The 15,443-nt window shown below is 66.4% G+C and carries 15 protein-coding genes; 8 read left to right on the top strand and 7 right to left on the bottom strand.

What is annotated here, in order from left to right:
- Positions 1-125: 125 nt before the first annotated feature.
- Positions 126-1,133 (bottom strand): L,D-transpeptidase, encoded by a 1,008-nt coding sequence (locus AAHM44_RS18490; protein WP_269573650.1) that lies wholly within the window; start codon positions 1,131-1,133, stop codon positions 126-128.
- Positions 1,134-1,236: 103 nt separating this feature from the next.
- On the opposite strand from AAHM44_RS18490, the gene AAHM44_RS18495 reads away from it, so the two are divergent.
- Positions 1,237-2,085, top strand: coding sequence for an oxygenase MpaB family protein (locus tag AAHM44_RS18495; RefSeq protein WP_269573651.1), 849 nt, complete (start codon positions 1,237-1,239; stop codon positions 2,083-2,085).
- On the opposite strand, the gene AAHM44_RS18500 is transcribed toward AAHM44_RS18495, so the two are convergent.
- The 4 genes from AAHM44_RS18500 to AAHM44_RS18515 form a co-directional block, all read right to left on the bottom strand.
- Positions 2,082-2,462 (bottom strand): septal ring lytic transglycosylase RlpA family protein, encoded by a 381-nt coding sequence (locus tag AAHM44_RS18500; protein ID WP_342250894.1) that lies wholly within the window; start codon positions 2,460-2,462, stop codon positions 2,082-2,084. The two genes, AAHM44_RS18495 and AAHM44_RS18500, sit on opposite strands and share 4 nt — an antisense overlap.
- 171 nt (positions 2,463-2,633) lie before the next feature.
- Positions 2,634-3,422, bottom strand: coding sequence for a DUF4198 domain-containing protein (locus tag AAHM44_RS18505; protein ID WP_342250895.1), 789 nt, complete (start codon positions 3,420-3,422; stop codon positions 2,634-2,636).
- 107 nt (positions 3,423-3,529) lie between these two features.
- Positions 3,530-3,943, bottom strand: coding sequence for a nuclear transport factor 2 family protein (locus AAHM44_RS18510; RefSeq protein WP_342250896.1), 414 nt, complete (start codon positions 3,941-3,943; stop codon positions 3,530-3,532).
- A 57-nt stretch (positions 3,944-4,000) separates the two neighbouring features.
- Positions 4,001-4,753: an SDR family NAD(P)-dependent oxidoreductase gene (locus AAHM44_RS18515; RefSeq protein WP_342250897.1), complete on the bottom strand. Its 753-nt coding sequence runs from the start codon at positions 4,751-4,753 to the stop codon at positions 4,001-4,003.
- A 112-nt stretch (positions 4,754-4,865) separates the two neighbouring features.
- Between AAHM44_RS18515 and AAHM44_RS18520 the strand changes: the two genes are divergently transcribed.
- Positions 4,866-5,759: a LysR family transcriptional regulator gene (locus tag AAHM44_RS18520; RefSeq protein ID WP_342250898.1), complete on the top strand. Its 894-nt coding sequence runs from the start codon at positions 4,866-4,868 to the stop codon at positions 5,757-5,759.
- Here the strand turns inward: AAHM44_RS18520 and AAHM44_RS18525 are convergent.
- Positions 5,756-7,999 carry an esterase/lipase family protein gene (locus tag AAHM44_RS18525; protein ID WP_342250899.1) on the bottom strand — a complete coding sequence of 748 codons (2,244 nt, stop codon included), beginning with the start codon at positions 7,997-7,999 and terminating at the stop codon, positions 5,756-5,758. The genes AAHM44_RS18520 and AAHM44_RS18525 overlap by 4 nt on opposite strands.
- A gap of 177 nt (positions 8,000-8,176) precedes the next feature.
- Here AAHM44_RS18525 and AAHM44_RS18530 point away from each other — a divergent pair, with 177 nt between their 5' ends.
- From AAHM44_RS18530 to AAHM44_RS18540, 3 genes are all read left to right on the top strand, one after another.
- Entirely contained in the window at positions 8,177-8,317 is a 141-nt protein-coding gene (locus AAHM44_RS18530) for a hypothetical protein (protein ID WP_342250900.1), read from the top strand.
- 120 nt (positions 8,318-8,437) lie between these two features.
- Entirely contained in the window at positions 8,438-9,286 is an 849-nt protein-coding gene (locus AAHM44_RS18535; RefSeq protein WP_342250901.1) for a hypothetical protein, read from the top strand.
- 35 nt (positions 9,287-9,321) lie between these two features.
- On the top strand, positions 9,322-9,993 hold the full coding sequence (locus AAHM44_RS18540) for a hypothetical protein (RefSeq protein ID WP_342250902.1): 672 nt from the start codon (positions 9,322-9,324) through the stop codon (positions 9,991-9,993).
- Between the two features lie 37 nt (positions 9,994-10,030).
- On the opposite strand, the gene AAHM44_RS18545 is transcribed toward AAHM44_RS18540, so the two are convergent.
- Positions 10,031-11,026, bottom strand: a complete 996-nt coding sequence (locus tag AAHM44_RS18545; RefSeq protein ID WP_269573660.1) for a hypothetical protein — start codon at positions 11,024-11,026, stop codon at positions 10,031-10,033.
- A gap of 356 nt (positions 11,027-11,382) precedes the next feature.
- Between AAHM44_RS18545 and AAHM44_RS18550 the strand changes: the two genes are divergently transcribed.
- The 3 genes from AAHM44_RS18550 (at position 11,383) to AAHM44_RS18560 (ending at position 14,962) form a co-directional block, all read left to right on the top strand.
- Positions 11,383-12,843, top strand: coding sequence for a hypothetical protein (locus AAHM44_RS18550; protein WP_342250903.1), 1,461 nt, complete (start codon positions 11,383-11,385; stop codon positions 12,841-12,843).
- 11 nt (positions 12,844-12,854) lie between these two features.
- Positions 12,855-13,718 carry a hypothetical protein gene (locus AAHM44_RS18555; RefSeq protein ID WP_342250904.1) on the top strand — a complete coding sequence of 288 codons (864 nt, stop codon included), beginning with the start codon at positions 12,855-12,857 and terminating at the stop codon, positions 13,716-13,718.
- A gap of 332 nt (positions 13,719-14,050) precedes the next feature.
- Positions 14,051-14,962 carry a hypothetical protein gene (locus tag AAHM44_RS18560; RefSeq protein ID WP_342250905.1) on the top strand — a complete coding sequence of 304 codons (912 nt, stop codon included), beginning with the start codon at positions 14,051-14,053 and terminating at the stop codon, positions 14,960-14,962.
- Positions 14,963-15,443 lie beyond the last annotated feature (481 nt).

The raw sequence follows: 15,443 nt of genomic DNA on the forward strand, positions 1-15,443 counted from the left end.
GCTCGCCGGGGGCGGGCCCCCCGGTTGGCGGCCCCCCGGCCACCGCGGGGTCCCAGGGTTTCTCCGCCGGATCGCTCTGTTACCTTGGGCCCCGGCTTTCGCCGGGGAGCGGAACGCACTGACTCTCAGCGCGCGATCACGCTGGCATCCTCCATCCAGTCCGCCACCCCCGGATCATTCTCGATCAGCACGTCCGGTTCCTGCGGCGGCGCGAGATCCGGCCCGAGGCCGAGCGAATCGGGGATCACCACCATGGTGGTGCCGGGGCCGACCACTTCGGCCAGCGCGCGGCGGAACGGGTCGCTGCCCTGGAAGCCGTCCGCCTGCGCGGTAAAGCCATTGCCGCCCGCATAGCCTTCGCCGGGCAGCGCCAGCCGCTTCCAGTTATACCGGCCCGCCGTCACGTCCTGCAGCACATAGGCCTGGGTGCGCTCGATCACGCCGTTGAACGCCACCGGCGCCGATCCGATCTCCACGCCGCCGCGCAGCACTACCATCCGCCGGTCCGCGCCGCTCACCACGATAGAGACCGGGCCGGAGCGCGAGAGTTCGGGCCGCCACACCGCCGGGCCGGCGGGCAGGGCGGGCATATTGGGCTGGGCGCCGATCCGCAGCGCCGGCGCCTGGTTGGTGACGATCACCGTCATCCCCAGCGCGGTCTCGTCGAACAGCAGCCGCGCGAATTCATGCGGCAGGCGGATGCAGCCATGCGAGGCGGGATAGCCGGGCAAATTGCCCGCGTGCAGCGCGATCCCGTACCAGGTCAGCCGCTGCATGAACGGCATCGGCGCGTTCGAATATTTGCTCGATCGGTGCCACTTCGCCTTTTGCAGGATGGTGAAGACCCCGGTCGGGGTGCGGTGGCCCGCCTTGCCGGTCGATACGGTGGAGACCGCGATGGGGACCCCATTGCGGTAGGCGACCACGCGCTGGGTCGCGATGTTGACCACCACCAGCATTGGGCCTTTCGGGGCGATCTCGGGCACCCAGAGGAACTGGCCGGGCCGCAGCCGCTCCACCGATGCCATCACCGTGCCGTCGCCGATCGGCTGCATCTGCGCGGCGCCCGCGGTGGCGAGCAGCGCGGTGGCGGTAGTGAGGGCAAGCGCGCGGAAGCGCGTCGATCGGAACAAGGCTGGGGCCCCCGGGGGAATGACGTCATGACATCCTATCAGCACGGAGGCGTTCCGAAAACCGGGCGGTTGCACGGCGTGCGGGACACCCTAACTTGGGTGCATGACTCCGGCGGACGGCATCGCGAACCGGCTGCGCACCGCGCTGATCGGGCAGGTGCGCGCGGTGTTCAATGATCAGGCGCGCGGCGAGAAGCCGGTCCAGCGCAAGCCGGACGAGAGCCTGTTCGGTCCCCGGTCGGTGGTGTGGCGGGTGCATGGCGACGTCACGACGATGATGGTTGGGGGCGTCGCGGCGCTGCTGCTCCAGATGCTCCATCCCGCGGTGCTTGCGGGCGTGTGGGATCATTCGACCTTCCGCGGCGACATGCTCGGCCGGCTGCGCCGCACTGCGCGCTTCATCGCGGTGACGACCTATGGCTCGGCGGCCGAGGCGCAGGAGATGATCGACAAGGTCCGCGACGTGCATACGCGGGTGAAGGGGGTGCTGCCCGACGGCACGCCCTATGCGGCGGACGATCCGCACCTGCTTGCCTGGGTGCATGTGACGGAGGCGGTGAGCTTTCTCGATGCGTGGATCCGCTATGCCGAGCCGGGCATGAGTCTCGCGGATCAGGACCGGTATTTCGCCGATTTCGCCCGTATCGCCGAAGCGCTGGGCGCGGTTCGAATCCCTCGCCGTCGGGCCGACGCGGATAATTTTATCGCGGAAATGCGTCCCGAGCTGCTCGTCGATGCGCGTACCCGGGAAGTTGCCCGCATGGTCCTCGACCAGCCGGCGCCGAGCATGGCGGTGAAGCCCTTCCAGGCGCTGACCTTCGGTGCGGCGGTCGATCTGCTGCCCGATTGGGCGCGGACGATGCACGGCCTCTCCAGCGCCGGCCTGGCCACCCCGGCGGTGCGCATCGGCACCCGCGGCGTCGCCAGCACCCTGCGCTGGGCGTTCCGTTAGTCCTGGGCGGCCTCGGTGTCGGTGTCGTCCTGCGCCAGCGCGATCGAAACGGTACCCCGGCCACGACGGGCCAGCCCGATCTCGTTGGCGGCGGCGCGCGAGACGTCGATCAGCCGATCCCTGCCCCACGGCCCGCGATCGTTGATCCGCACCACCACGCTCCGCCCGCTCGCGACATCGGTCACCCGCACCCGCGTGCCGAAGGGCAGGCTACGATGCGCGGCGGTGAAGTCGCTTGGATCATAGGCCTCGCCGCTGGCGGTGCGCTTGCCGGCGAAGCGGTCGGCATAATAGCTGGCCTCGCCGGTGGCGATCGCGGCTTCGGGTGCCAGTCCGGGGGCATTGGCATGGGAGATCGCGCAAGGAGAAAGCAGCATTGCCGCAATGGCAATCGCCAGCCCCCGCTCAAATCTTGCCCCCATTACCCACGCCTTGCAGTTGTCCCCGGCGCGGGCCTGCCGCCGATCGGTGAACAAATCCACACCGGCGAGCCGATCCTGCGGCATATGGTGGTTGCGCGGCGACGAACCGCGCAACCGCCGCGCTAGTCAGGCCGCGTCGAAGGCGAGGGTGTAGGTATAGCTGCGATAGGGAGTCGCAGATCCCGCCGGCGCCTCGGTGCGGTGGCGTACCAGCATCAGATAGATGCCGGCATCGCTCGGCTTCAGGGTGAAATTGCCCTGCGGATCGGAGGTCGTCGTGGCGACGATCTTCCTGCCGTCATAATTGCCCGCCGCGCGGAACAGCGTGACTTCGGTGTTCGCCAGCGGCTTGCCGTCGAAGAACAGCCGGAACTTCGCGTCGCTGCCCGAGCTGATCTCGCTCGGATGGGTGATCGCCTGCACTTCCAGCGCGGTGCCGATCGGCTTGAGCGCACCGCTGCTCGCCGCACCCCGCGTCACATAGGCCTCCGCCAGCGTCGTGCTCTGCACCGCGACTTCTCTGGCACCGGCCGGCGGCGCGCCATCCTCGCCGGCGATGATCCACTTGCCGCCCACCGAATACATCTTGCCCATCCGGCCCAGCCGCTGGCCTGTGGTGAGGCGATAGGTGCCCTCGGCCGAGAGGTCCGCCTCGAACACGGTCAGGTCGCGCAGATAGGTCGGCTTGCCGACTTCGCCGCGCGTCCCGTCCGGCTTGATGAAGTGGAAGGGCGCATCCTTCATGCCGATCTCGGGCACGAACGGATCCTCGCCGAACGCCGAGGTGAGCGTCACATGATCGCCCTTGCCCACGTCGAACAGGGTGGGGAGCAGATAGGGCATGTGCGCCTGGGCGGCGCTGCCCAGCGCGATCGCGCCCAGCGTGCCCAGCAGGATCAGTTTCGGAAATCGCATGATCGGCCCCCGTGAAAGCGTGTGGCGATCGATTATTGCGATTCACTATCAATCGCAAGCGCGGATCGGAGCAAGGCGGCCTTTCCGCAGAGGCCGCCCCGCCCGGCTCAGTTCCCGGCCGCCTCCCGCATGCGCCGCGACTCCGCCGATCCTTCGTCGAGGAACACATAGAGCGCGGCGATCCTGCCATCGCGCACCAGGATGAAGTCCCATCCGGTATAGGCAGGCGCTTCGCCCCTGGGTCCCGATCCCCAGCCGAGCCGCCCGGCATTGTGGAGCATCTGCGGATTGCCGGGCGCATAGGCGAAGTCGGGATGCATCGCCCGCAGCGTGCCGGCGAACGCGTCGATCGCGGCATGGCCGGTGACCGGCCCGGTCGGTGCATAGAGTACGCCGTCCTCGGCCCAGAGTTCCTCGATCGCGGCGCGCCGGCGCCCGGAATCGCCCTCGCCGAAGACTTCCTCGAGGTTGCGCAGCAGCAGTTCGCGGATGCGATCGGCGGATTCGCTGTTCGGTACCATCTCGTCCTCCATCAATCAGAGACATCCCCGGGGAAGAACCCCGGGGAGCTTCCGTCATTAGATCTGTGCCTGGCCGCCATCGACGAACAGCTCGACGCCGTTGACGAAGCTGGCATCGTCGGAGGCGAGGAACAGCACCGCCCTGGCGATCTCCTCGGGCTGGCCGACGCGGCCGGCCGGGATCAGGCTCGCCAGATAGTCCTTGGTGCCCTCGGCCTGTTCGCCGCCGCCGAACAGCTCGTTCAGGCCGGCGGTGTCGGTCACGCCGGGGCTGACGGCGTTGACCCGGATATGGCGGTCCTTGAGGTCGAGGATCCAGTTGCGCGCGAAGTTGCGGATCGCCGCCTTGGTCGCCGAATAGACGCTGAACGCCGGCGTGCCCGAGATGCTGGTGGTCGAGCTGGTCAGGATCACCGAGGCGCCGTCCTTGAGCAGCGGCAGCGCCTTCTGCACGGTGAACAGCACGCCCTTCACATTGGTGGAGAAGGTCTTCTCGTAATGCTCCTCGCTGATCGCGCCCAGCGGGGCCATCTCGCCGCCGCCGGCATTGGCGAACACCACGTCGATCTGCGCATGCTGCTGCTGGACCGCGTCATAGAGCCGGTCGATATCGGCGAGCTGGGCCATGTCGCCGCGCACCCCGGTCACTCGCCCGCCGATCGCCTTCACCGCGGCGTCGAGCGCGTCCTGGCGGCGGCCGGTGATGAACACCGATGCGCCCTCGGCCACGAATGCCTTGGCCGTGGCCAGGCCGATGCCGCTCGTGCCGCCGGTCACCACCACCACCTTGTCCTGGAACTTGTTCGCCATCTTCTGTCTCCTTCGGTTCGGCAAAGCGCCGTTGCCCGCCTGAGATGCAGCGTGAACGATGATGCGTGTAGTCGGCGAATATGGCACTTAGCGTTCCATTGGAGGAACGATGATGCGGGTGGATCTCAATGACTATGCCTATTTCGCGGAGGTCGTCGCGCATGGTGGGTTCGCCGCGGCGGGGCGGGCATTGCGCGAGCCCAAGTCGAAGCTCAGCCGCCGCATCGCCGGGCTGGAGGCGCGGCTTGGCCTGCGCCTGATCGAGCGGTCGAGCCGGCGCTTCCGCGTCACCGATACCGGCCAGGCCTTCTACGAGCGCTGCCGGGCGATGCTGGCGGAGGCCGAACAGGCCGAGGCGCTAGTGCTGCAGGCCCAGGCCGAGCCGCATGGCCGCATTCGCTTCAGTTGCCCCACCGGCATGCTCGAGCCGATCGCCGGTCTGATCTCGTCCTTCCTGCAGCGCTATCCCAAGGTCCGGCTCCAGCTGGTGGCGACCGATCGCCCGGTCGACCTGATCGCCGAGCGCGTCGATCTCGCGCTGCGCGTTCGCGCCAGCCTGACCAGCGATGCCGCGCTGACGATGCGCTCGCTCGGCAAGTCGACCCGCATTGTCGTCGCCAGCCCGCAGCTGGCCAACCGGATCGAGACGATCGAGCAGCTCGGCGAAGTGCCCGCGCTCGCGACCAGTGACGCGGCCGATGATCTCGAATGGCATCTCGAGACGGAGGCGGGGCGCAGCCATGTGTTGCGCGTCGAGCCGCGCCTGGGCTGCGAGGACATGGCGGCGGTGCGCAGCGCCGCGATCGACGGGCTGGGGGTCGCGATCCTGCCTGATCATGTCTGCTTCGATGCGCTGGAGTCCGGCCGTCTCGTCCGCGTGCTTCCCGAATGGCGCGGGGTGCAGGGGATCGTCCATCTGGTCTTCACCACCCGCCGCGGGCTGCCGCCCGCGGTGCGCGCGCTGATCGACCACCTCGCCGCCGGCTTCCCGCGCACCCGCGCCTAGCGCGCGTTCGACCAGGTCGAGAGCACGACCTGGCGCTCCACCTTGTCCTCGTTGCGCAGCGTCAGCTTCCAGGTGGCGCGGGTGATCGCCCGATCTACCAGGATGCCGCGGAACAGCTGGCTCGCCTCGGGGTTGCCCGCCAGGTTGCTCCCCAGCGCCGTGCCCTTGTCGTCGGCCAGTGTCGCGGAGACGGTGTTGGCGGCGACGAAGGTGACTCCAAAATTCCGGGCATCCTCCACCGGGATGGCGATCTCCATCACCTGCCCAGGTGCAAGCATCGCCACCTTGGAGAAATCGCCCGCATCCGGGTCCTTCGGGTCGGCGAGCCCGAGGAATTCCAGGCAGGCGCGGGCGAATTCGAACAGCCGCCCGCCACCGCCGCCCGGCAGCAGCGCGGCAAGCTTGCCCTGCGCGCCCTGCTTGCCTGGGCCGATGGCAAGGCGCGGCTTCACGAAGGACGAGAATTGCGATGTCCCGGTCAGGCTGGTGTGGATGGTGCGCTCCACCGCATGGTCCTCGATCGTCCAGATCGCGGAGGATTCGGCGACCACCCCGTCGTTCATCGCCAGCATCCTGCACACCGGCGGCAGCGGGTTTCCGGCCAGGATCGAGAAGGGCACGCCCTTGCGGTTGACGTTCACCTGGTTGAATCGCAGCACCGATACCGGCCGCAGCTCGCGCAGCGCGTCCATGGATTTGCCGGCCAGCTCCAGCGGGATGCTGATCAGGTCGGCGCAGCTGCTGCCCCGGTTGGGCGTGCCCAGCATCACCAGGTGCCCCACCTGCGGCTTGCCGTCCGGATAGATCGGCATCGCCGCATGGATATAGCGCCGGCTGATCAGGCCGCCCATCGAATGGGCGACGAGGTCTACATGCCAGGCGTTGCGGTTGGTCTGGGCATATTCGACATAGCGCGAAAGCTGGGCGGCATTTTCGTCGATCGTGTTGGTCGGCGCGAAATTGCCGGGTTCGTCGCCGGTCCGCATCCGGCCATGCTCGGGCTTCTCGCCCACCGGGAACGCCTTCCAGTCATAGGAATGGCTGGTGGTCAGGATGTTCTGCCAGATTTCCCAGGCCTGCCAGTTCGACCACAGGCCGTGGACGAGCACGACCGGCTTCGGCACCACCTTCAGGTTGCGCGTCATCTCGTCGGCCTTCTTGCCCTTGTCCTCCACCTCGGCCCGGATGCGCTGGACCAGCCGGGGGCGGCCGTCGTCGTACCAGGCATAACCCGAGCTGTCCCATTCGAAGGTGATGTCGCGCTGCTCGCCCGCCGGCACGCTCAGCGTGCCTTCGTCCAGCGTGCTGTCCGGCTTGGCGCCGTCCCATTTGTCGCCCTTGTAGGTCTCGCGCAGCTTGAGCGTCGCCAGCTTCTCCTCGGGGCCGTCATTGGCGACGGTGGCGGTGATCCGCACGATGTTGCCGTCGATCGTGCCGGTCTGCTCGGTGATCTTCCGCCAGGCGCCCCAGGTCGGGAAGCGCATGTCCTCGAACTTGAGGTCGACCAGCCGCAGCGCCCCGCCGCAGCGGCGCAGGTTCCAGCTCAGCGTGTCGGTCGCCCCGGCAAGCGTCTCGGAATGGCTGCCGGTCAGCCGGTCGGGCTCGCGCGGATCTACCCGGTCCGATCCGTCGCTGGAGAACTGCACCGGGTCGATCGTCGTCGGCAGGTCGGCGATGGTGCGGCTGGCGCCTTCCTTCGCCTTGCACTGTCCACGGAAGCTGCCCGATTCCGATCCGGAAACGACGCCCTTGATCTCGGGCAGGCGCACGCTGACGCGGTAGGTACCTTCGGTGTCGACCCCGATATTGACGTCGGCGTCGAGCCCGTTGCCATTGGCGCGCGTCTCGCTCTTCGAGACGAAATTGCCCGATACCGTGCGGTACATGCGCTGCTGCATGCACATGTCCGTGTCTTGCGCCGCCTTGGTCTCTATCGAGATCGACTTCAGATTGATGTTCGCCCGGCCCAGGCTGATGTCCGGATTGTCCGTCGCGCGCACCGTCACTTGCGCGGCATAGTCATAGGTCATCGACCAGCTGGTCGTGTCCGTGCCCTTGCCGGATACGCGCGCCACCGTCTTGTCCTGGCTGTTGGCGATGTGCCGGCTGTACTGGACGTTGCCCACCCAGCCGCTGGTGCATTTCGCCGGCGCGGCCTTCATCCCCGCAGCTGCCGGCACGGTCGCGCTCGACAGCATCAGGCCCGCTGCCAGCGCCGGCAAGGTGCGTAGGACGATCATACCGGAAACTCCCGTTGGTGCTGCGGCCAGCTGTCGCCGGCGCGGCTCGCTGTCGCGCCGGAAATTGCCGGGGCGGGCGCGGGCGCGACGGGCAGGGCGCTGCCGCGATGGGGCCCGCCGCCATGGCGATGAAACCCGATGCGAGCCGGGTGGCTTGCCCGTCCGCTCCTGTGCCGCATGCGGCGGAAGGATGCGCGCGGCGGCGCGATGTCCGGCGTGGTCGCGCATGCGGCTGGCTTCGTCGCGAAGCGGTTCGCCCGCAGCGCCGATGACCGGCTTGGGCGAGCCCAGATGGAAAGCACCGGACGCCCAGCCTAGCGGAGCGCGGTTCTCGGCTCTTCGCCGTCCGGAGTCCGGCAATGGCTTCGGCGCGTTGCCCCCGCCTCGCCGCACGAAGCGCAGCCGAGCCCCTTTGTGAAAGCCGGACGGATGAGACAGATGTTCAACCTTGCCATGCTCGGCCTGTTCGCGGCGTCCTCCGCCGCGCCGGTGCCGACGGCCCTGGCCGCGCCCGTCGACAGCCGCGCCCCGAAGAAGCTGGTCCAGCGCTGGACCGCCCGCGCAGCAGATCCGGGCACCGGCCTGCCCGGCTGGACCTCTAAGGCGCCCGACATCCATGTCCACCAGCCGGCCAATCTGGCGCGGATCCCGGTGGCCGAGATCGACCTGTTGCGCCGCCGCGCGATGGTCGCGTTCGAGGCGCTGATGCGGCAGCCTTCGCTGCGCGACGTGCGCGGCACCAGCCTCCAGGCGGACATCAACATCTCGGTGGTGCCGACGCTGGACGGCGTGCGGCTGGTTGCGGCGATCTTCAGCATCCGCGCCAAGAGCGTCATCGCCGGCAAGCCCGACACGGTGCTGCGCGACGGCCGCTACGTCACGCCCTCGGAAGAGGGCGCGGTGCTCAACGTGCACCTAAACCCCTATGACATGATGGCCCGCCGCCGGGTCCAGGCCGAGGGGCTGTGGGGCGGTGGCCTCCAGGTCCGCACCGGCGCCGCCTATGGCCTCTACCTCGCCGATCGTCTGCCCGACTATGATCCCGATGCGGAATATGCCTGGGGTCCGCGGCCGCTCGCGCTGCAGCTGCAGCAGGATCGCAGCTGGTACCAGCCCGGCGCGGCGGGCGTGCATCCGCTGCTCGTGCATGTCTCAAGCTATTCCCAGGAGAATGACGATCTGCGCAGCGACCGGCTCAGCCCCGAGCGTCCGGTCTCCCGTCTCGCCGCGGCGATGTTCATGACCGACTGGGAAGACGTCCGGCGCCGCATGAAGGCGGTCCGGTAACCGCGCGCATCACCCGCATCGATCAGGAGTAGACCATGCAGCATCTCTATCGTGCGGCGGCGCTCGCCGCTGCCTTTCTCGCCACGACCCAGGCCGCGCAGGCCCAGGGCTTCCTCAAGCGTCTCGCCGAACGCGCCGTGGGTCATGCCGAGAGCGAGGCGGAGCAGAAGGTGCGCCAGGGCGTCACCAGCGCCGTGGACGGTGCCGGCCGCAAGCGCGCGCGCAACCCCGAGGCGGCACCCGAAGGCAATGCCGGGGCGAGCGACGCCGGTGGTAACGAGCAGCCTGCGCCAGCGCCTGCGGCCGCCAGGGCGGTTCGCTATGTCGGCGACATTGCCGTCCCGGCGGACGTGGAAGCCCAGAAGACGCGGTACAACAAGTTCGGCGAAGTCAGTTGCAACGATTGCGAGGGCGGGATCGAGCTGGACGGCCGCCCGAAGTTCGAGTTCGACGAATTCAGCGGCAAGTATAACGAGCGCGCGATGCGCGTCGGCACCTGGACGGTCGGGCAGAGCCTGCGCTGGCAGGGCAGGGCCTCGGTCGGCACGCTGACGCTGCTCCGCGAGGAGACCGTCGACGGCTTTCGCTGCCGCCGGCTCGAATATCGGCTGGTCAGGGGCAAGGCCTCGGCCAGCCGCCCGAGCCTGATCTGCTGGGGGCTGGCCAGCAGCGCCTCGTCGGTGGAGAACTGGCACGAAGTCTATTGATCGCGGCGCCGTTGGGGGGAGGGAGCGGCTGGCCGGCTCAGTCCTCGTCGATGCTGGCCGGGGCCGCCCCTGCATTGTCGTCCGACATGATGCCCGTGGGGATCCGGATTCCCCAGGGCGTGTCCTCGTCTTCCTCTTCCTTCAGCAGCTTCAGGATCTCGCCGATATCCTGGATGCGCTGCTCGATGTCCTCGATCGCCTCGAACTTGCGGGCGCCGAAGAGCCTGGCCCAGTCGGGCAGCTCCTTGCCGGCATGCTCGCCTCCCGCGATCCGCCGGCAGTAGATGCGATAGGCATAGGGGCCGCCGTCATAGTCGGACGTGCCCAGCCGCAGCCCCATAAGGTCCCATGAGGCCTCATGCCGGCGCGAACGCAGGATCGATGTGCGAAGACGGCCCGAATTGTCCGGCCTGCCGACCGCCTGGACCACATCATCGACGGCGAATACGAATCCCTCCACCGTCGGCTCCCGCGTCCCCGGATGTTTGCTGTCCGTCGCGAAGCGGCAGAGCCGGTTGACCCGCGGGAAGATGTCGAGGCGGGATATCAGGATGTGCCCCTCCCGATCGAGGCGGACAAGGGCGTAGACGCCGGCATGGCGCTCGCTGAAGTGCCTTTGCTTGTGGTCATCGTCGAGTTGAAGATTGACCACGAAGGCAAGCTCGGTCGGGTTCAACCCGCCTCGCTCGAGATAGCCGTGAAGGCGCTGCGTGATGACGCTGCAATAGGTGGACACCTGGTTTCGTACGCCTTCGTCCGGGTGTTTGCCGGCGAACTTCTGGCCGAAGTCGACCACCTTCGCGATCGATTCGAGCGAGATCTTCGTCGAGCGCTGTGAGTCCGGATTGAGAATTGCATTCACTTGCGAGCGCGTCAGGCCCGTCAGGCCAGGAAGGTCGTCTTTCTTCACCCGGTTTCTGTCGCTCGTCGAATTGACTGCCTTCAGGATACGTGTCGTCAATCCCATCAGTGACTTATCGTCAATCGTAACTTCACCCGCACCAGTTGCCTGGGCATCCTCCTCTTCCAACATTGCGTTCCCCCGTACGCCTAATCGGACGGTTCTACGCAGAATCGTATCAATGTCGCCATTTTTCTTAACCACGCCGGAGTCGGGCGCATGGTGAAGTCCCGAGTTCGCATCGCGAACCTAGTTTCAAGCACTACTGTCCAAATTGCCGCACAGTAATGCGTAGAAACCCGATCGTTGTGTGAAGATTGATTCGATAAAAATCGGCCCAGCTAGGATAATCTAATAATAAAGTCGATAGAAGAATCGCTAATTATTGGTTAAATTAGTACCAAGCTCGAGGTAATGGCCTCGATGCGGTCGCGAGAGCCAACCTGCAGCCCATTTGAAAATGGGGAGGAAGGCAGAAGGGGTTAACGATGGGCATCGTCTCGGTGGTGTACAATGTCTTCGAGGGGCCGGGGGTCGCGCTCGACATCTCCGCCCTGTGGCGCAACGTCTCGCAAACCTGCGACGCGCTTGCCAAGAAGCTCCGGATTCCGCAGCGCGCGGTACCGCAGGCGCGCGAAGGCCTGCCGGCGCCGGAAGATTTGCGCCCGACCGCGATCGAGCTCGATATCCGGACGACCCATGGGCGCGAGATCGAGGTCGGCCGGCGTCGTGCGAACCGGAGGGTTAGGCGCATTCTTGCAAGCCTCCTTGGCATGACCATCGATGCGAGCGATGCCGAGCTCAAGCGCATCAAGGCCGGGCTCGCGTCTCGCATCGCGGAGGTGCTGACAGGCCTGTCGGGGCGGTTGCCCGGCCTCGCAAGCGCCAAGGTGCAGACGGAATCCGCGCTCTCGGGTTTCAAGGCGCTCAATGCCGTCCATGATGTCCCCACTGCTCGATCGGCGCTCGAATGGTTCGCCACGACCCTGGCGACGGCGCTGGCGGAGGCGGTGGTCAACGCGCACCTGTTCAAGGGGGAGATGGGATTTCGCGACGCGTTCGGCTTCGCGCTCGGGGTCGGCGGGGCGATCGCGCTCATCGGCATTGCCGCGGGTATCGGCTGGGCGCAATTCCGGAGGCCCCAGCTTGGGCGTCGGATCGGTGGATATGGCCTGTTCGCCATCGCGCTGGGTGTTGTCGGCTTCTTCATGCTGGGAATCGCCCATTATCGCGAGGCACTAGCCGACAAGAGTGCGGATGCCGCCGCAATGGCGCAGGCAACGATGGCTAGCGCCCCGTTCGCCCCGCTCACCGACACGTCGCTGATGCCCTATCTGATCCTCAACCTCGCCGGCTTCGCGCTGGTCTGCTGGAAGTCGATCTCCATGTGGGGGTTCCTGGACCTCAAGCGCCTCGAGCGCGCGGCGGCCACGGCGACCGCCCGCTTCGAGGCTGCCAAGGAGCGGGCGCGTGCGCAGTGCAATGCCGCGCGGGGCCTTGCGCTCGACATGGTCGACCGGCTGCTCAAGGTCGCGGAGGATCATGTCGAGCAGGGTGATGCGCTGACTGCGAAGGCGCAGGAAATTCGCGATGACTTTCTCGGCGACGCCAATGCGATCGCGGATGCGGCCATCGCGCGCGAGCAGGAATATCGCGAAATTGTCGAGATGGTGCATCCCAAGCGCGGCAGCTTGACCCGCTTCAACGCTGATCCGCCGCGCATCGCCGTGGTGCCCCTCGCGATCGACCCGGGCGAGACCAATGCGAAGGGGGCCCTCGTCGCGCGCCTCGCCAAGATCCGCGACGCCATGCCGATCATGACTGACGAGATCGGTACGGCGACCGATGAAGCCATCTCCAGGATCGGCGAGATGGGCGCGGCGGCCGAGGAATCGGCGCGCAGCAACCCGCGCGGTCGGGGCGACAATATCCTTCGGTTCGGCAGGTAAGGAGATAGGTCATGGCATTTCGATCCGTCCGCTTCGACAGCGCTCCGAAAACCTCCTGGAATGCATTTCCCGGCGACCGGCCTTCTCCCTGGCGGCTGATCCTGGCCGGCGCGGCCATCGTGGTGATGCTGCTGGGCATGGCGGCCTGGTATGCAAGCGGTGCGCAGCAGGGGGATGCGACGGAGCGCGATCCCGCCACCCTGTGCCTCCTGCGGGGGCCGGCCTCGCGCGCGGAACTGACGCTGCTCGACCAGACCGACGCGCTGGCGGCGGGCGCCGGGCAGCATTTTACCCGGCTGATCAACCATGTGCGGGATACGTTGCCGCGCAACGGTCGCCTGACGATCGTTCCGTTCGGCGGCGACCTCGGCCAGCCCCTGGCCGTGGCGTTCGACATCTGCTCGCCGGGCAAGGGCGCGGAGGCCGACACGCTGAATGAGGGAGCGGTTCGGCTCCAGCGCGACTATGAGACGCGCTTCGTCGCTCCCTTGGGCAAGGCCGCGGCCGAACTCGCGGTTCCGCGCGAGAGCAGCCAGTCTCCGATCGCCGATCAGATCCTGCGCGCGGCGAACGATCCCACGATCGGGTGGCGCGGCGAGGAGCGTATCCTGAACCTCATGACCGACGGCCTCGAGAACACGCCGGCGTCGTCCATCTACACCAGCGGAAAGATCGTGTTGCCGTCGCCCCCGTCCGACCTGCTGCGCGGTGTCACGGTGAATTATTTCGAGCTCGCGAGTGCCAGGAACAGTGTGCTCCAGACGCCCGCTGTCCGTGCCGCGTGGAAGGCGTGGTTCGAAGCGGCGGGGGCCAAGGTGAACATGTATGCGCCCGGTTACGCGGTCCCGGCCTGGGGTGTGTCGGCGGAGCGGTAGGGTCGATCCGCTTCCGTTCGATGTCTTGCTCCCAAGGCGGCTTTACGTCTGGGGGAAAGTTCTCATCGCCCACGCGTCGGGAACTCGCCCGAGCGGAAAAAGATGCCCCTGTCACAAGCGGTCAAAACAGCAATCCAATGGGTTACGAGGAAGGCGCCGAATTGGTCCTTTCTCACCGATTGACTTGTGCGAAGTGCGGCATAGGCTGCTGAGATCTATGCGATAACGAACTCAGTCGTCGCAGTCGGGGGTGTCATGCGAAGCTTGCAGGAGGGAGGCGGCGCGTTGCGCGGAAGCCTGGCGGCTGCGCTGCGCGTGGGCCGCGTGCGGCGATGAGCTTCGGGCGCGACATATCGGTTCTGTTGTGTGTGAGTGTCGCCACGGTTGCGTTGGGCGCTTGTCGCGCGGGGCCGGTCGAGCCACGTTCGGATCAGGCGGCGCAATCGGCGCGGCCTGAAAAGGCAACGCAGCCGACAAAGCCCGGCCCGGACGTGGCCAAGCCTATCGATTTTGCTTCAGACCTCTATCTGGACAACGTGTGCGAGGCTGAACTGCAGGAGATGCGGTTCAAGAAATTCCAGTCGTACGACTTCATCTACGAGAGCCCGCTGCCGGTAAGAGTGTCCGGCAGCTATGCCGAGGTCCGGGCGAGGGAGGCTGGCTCCGCGGCGACCGTCTATGACGAGATCGAGGCGACGATCTTCCGCGACGTCGAAATCGAAGTCGAGGCGAAGCAGGTGGCGCCCGACTATTCGTTTCATAGATGGGGCATGCCGTTCGCGGTAAGCGATCACCCCTTTTCCGCGCATCGGCAGCTCAAGCACCAGCGCGCGATGGGGGCGACCTTCCCTTTCCTCGACCTGGCCAGGATCCCGTTCCGCGACGCGGACGACGTCGATCAGCCCTTTCCGAAGGGGAATAATTTCAGCCGCAATTTCATCTCCGTGCTCAATTTCCTCGCGAGCCGGGGCGAGAGTGTCTGGGGGCGCGGCGATGGCTTCGATGCGCGGCAGAAGGCGCGTGAATTGCGGCTGGGCACCACCGGAACCGAATATGAGCGCGCGCAGGCGATAAATGGCGATGCTCTCGCGGCGTTAAGGCGGATCTCGCCGGCCGAGAAGTTCTCCATCAGTATTCGTGGTTCTTACATCCTGATTTCTCTTGGGAGGCCCGCGCTATTTGTCGCGGCCATCGATACCGGAAAAGATGCAGTCGGGCTGCGTGCCTGCAAAGGGGGTAGATAATGGGCCGGCGTCTAATCTCGGGCGGAAAGCTCGGCAGCTTCGTGGATCTGAATACGATCGAATTTTCGGATATTAAGATCCTAATCGATGCTATTCTTAGCAACGTTAATCTCGGGTCGAGCTCGGAGCCATATAAGAGTAAATGGTTTCAGAATATAGAGCCGCTAGGTTGGTCAACTTACGAAAAATTCAAATTCCTTCTGGTGACACTTGAAGATATTCCTCTGGCGCTCGGCACTGGGAAGGGGTGGACCGCTGTTGATGGGTCAAGCAAGAATTTCGCCATCGGCTTCGGGTATGATCCATACAGGCAGCGAGGTCGGGTATATGAAGATATGCGGGTGGTTGGGCTATTGCCGAGTGATCCGTCGCTTCTTAACAGGCTTAAAGGAGCAAGTGGCCTAAATCAGGATGACATGAATGCGTTAATGCGGGACATTTTTACTGGTCGCACTGTGTCATTCGATCAAGCGGCTGGGCT

The organism is Sphingomonas sp. OTU376 (assembly GCF_038440415.1).
GTDB classification, from domain to species: domain Bacteria; phylum Pseudomonadota; class Alphaproteobacteria; order Sphingomonadales; family Sphingomonadaceae; genus Sphingomonas; species Sphingomonas kyeonggiensis_A.

Bases quoted from the DNA above. Each gene is read 5' to 3' on its own strand.
- AAHM44_RS18535 (WP_342250901.1), top strand. From the start codon at position 8,438: ATGTTCAACCTTGCCATGCTCGGCCTGTTCGCGGCGTCCTCCGCCGCG.
- AAHM44_RS18510 (WP_342250896.1), bottom strand. From the start codon at position 3,943: ATGGTACCGAACAGCGAATCCGCCGATCGCATCCGCGAACTGCTGCTG.
- AAHM44_RS18560 (WP_342250905.1), top strand. From the start codon at position 14,051: ATGAGCTTCGGGCGCGACATATCGGTTCTGTTGTGTGTGAGTGTCGCC.
- AAHM44_RS18500 (WP_342250894.1), bottom strand. From the start codon at position 2,462: ATGCTGCTTTCTCCTTGCGCGATCTCCCATGCCAATGCCCCCGGACTG.
- AAHM44_RS18520 (WP_342250898.1), top strand. From the start codon at position 4,866: ATGCGGGTGGATCTCAATGACTATGCCTATTTCGCGGAGGTCGTCGCG.
- AAHM44_RS18555 (WP_342250904.1), top strand. From the start codon at position 12,855: ATGGCATTTCGATCCGTCCGCTTCGACAGCGCTCCGAAAACCTCCTGG.
- AAHM44_RS18540 (WP_342250902.1), top strand. From the start codon at position 9,322: ATGCAGCATCTCTATCGTGCGGCGGCGCTCGCCGCTGCCTTTCTCGCC.
- AAHM44_RS18515 (WP_342250897.1), bottom strand. From the start codon at position 4,753: ATGGCGAACAAGTTCCAGGACAAGGTGGTGGTGGTGACCGGCGGCACG.
- AAHM44_RS18550 (WP_342250903.1), top strand. From the start codon at position 11,383: ATGGGCATCGTCTCGGTGGTGTACAATGTCTTCGAGGGGCCGGGGGTC.
- AAHM44_RS18505 (WP_342250895.1), bottom strand. From the start codon at position 3,422: ATGCGATTTCCGAAACTGATCCTGCTGGGCACGCTGGGCGCGATCGCG.
- AAHM44_RS18545 (WP_269573660.1), bottom strand. From the start codon at position 11,026: ATGTTGGAAGAGGAGGATGCCCAGGCAACTGGTGCGGGTGAAGTTACG.
- AAHM44_RS18530 (WP_342250900.1), top strand. From the start codon at position 8,177: ATGCGGCGGAAGGATGCGCGCGGCGGCGCGATGTCCGGCGTGGTCGCG.
- AAHM44_RS18495 (WP_269573651.1), top strand. From the start codon at position 1,237: ATGACTCCGGCGGACGGCATCGCGAACCGGCTGCGCACCGCGCTGATC.
- AAHM44_RS18525 (WP_342250899.1), bottom strand. From the start codon at position 7,999: ATGATCGTCCTACGCACCTTGCCGGCGCTGGCAGCGGGCCTGATGCTG.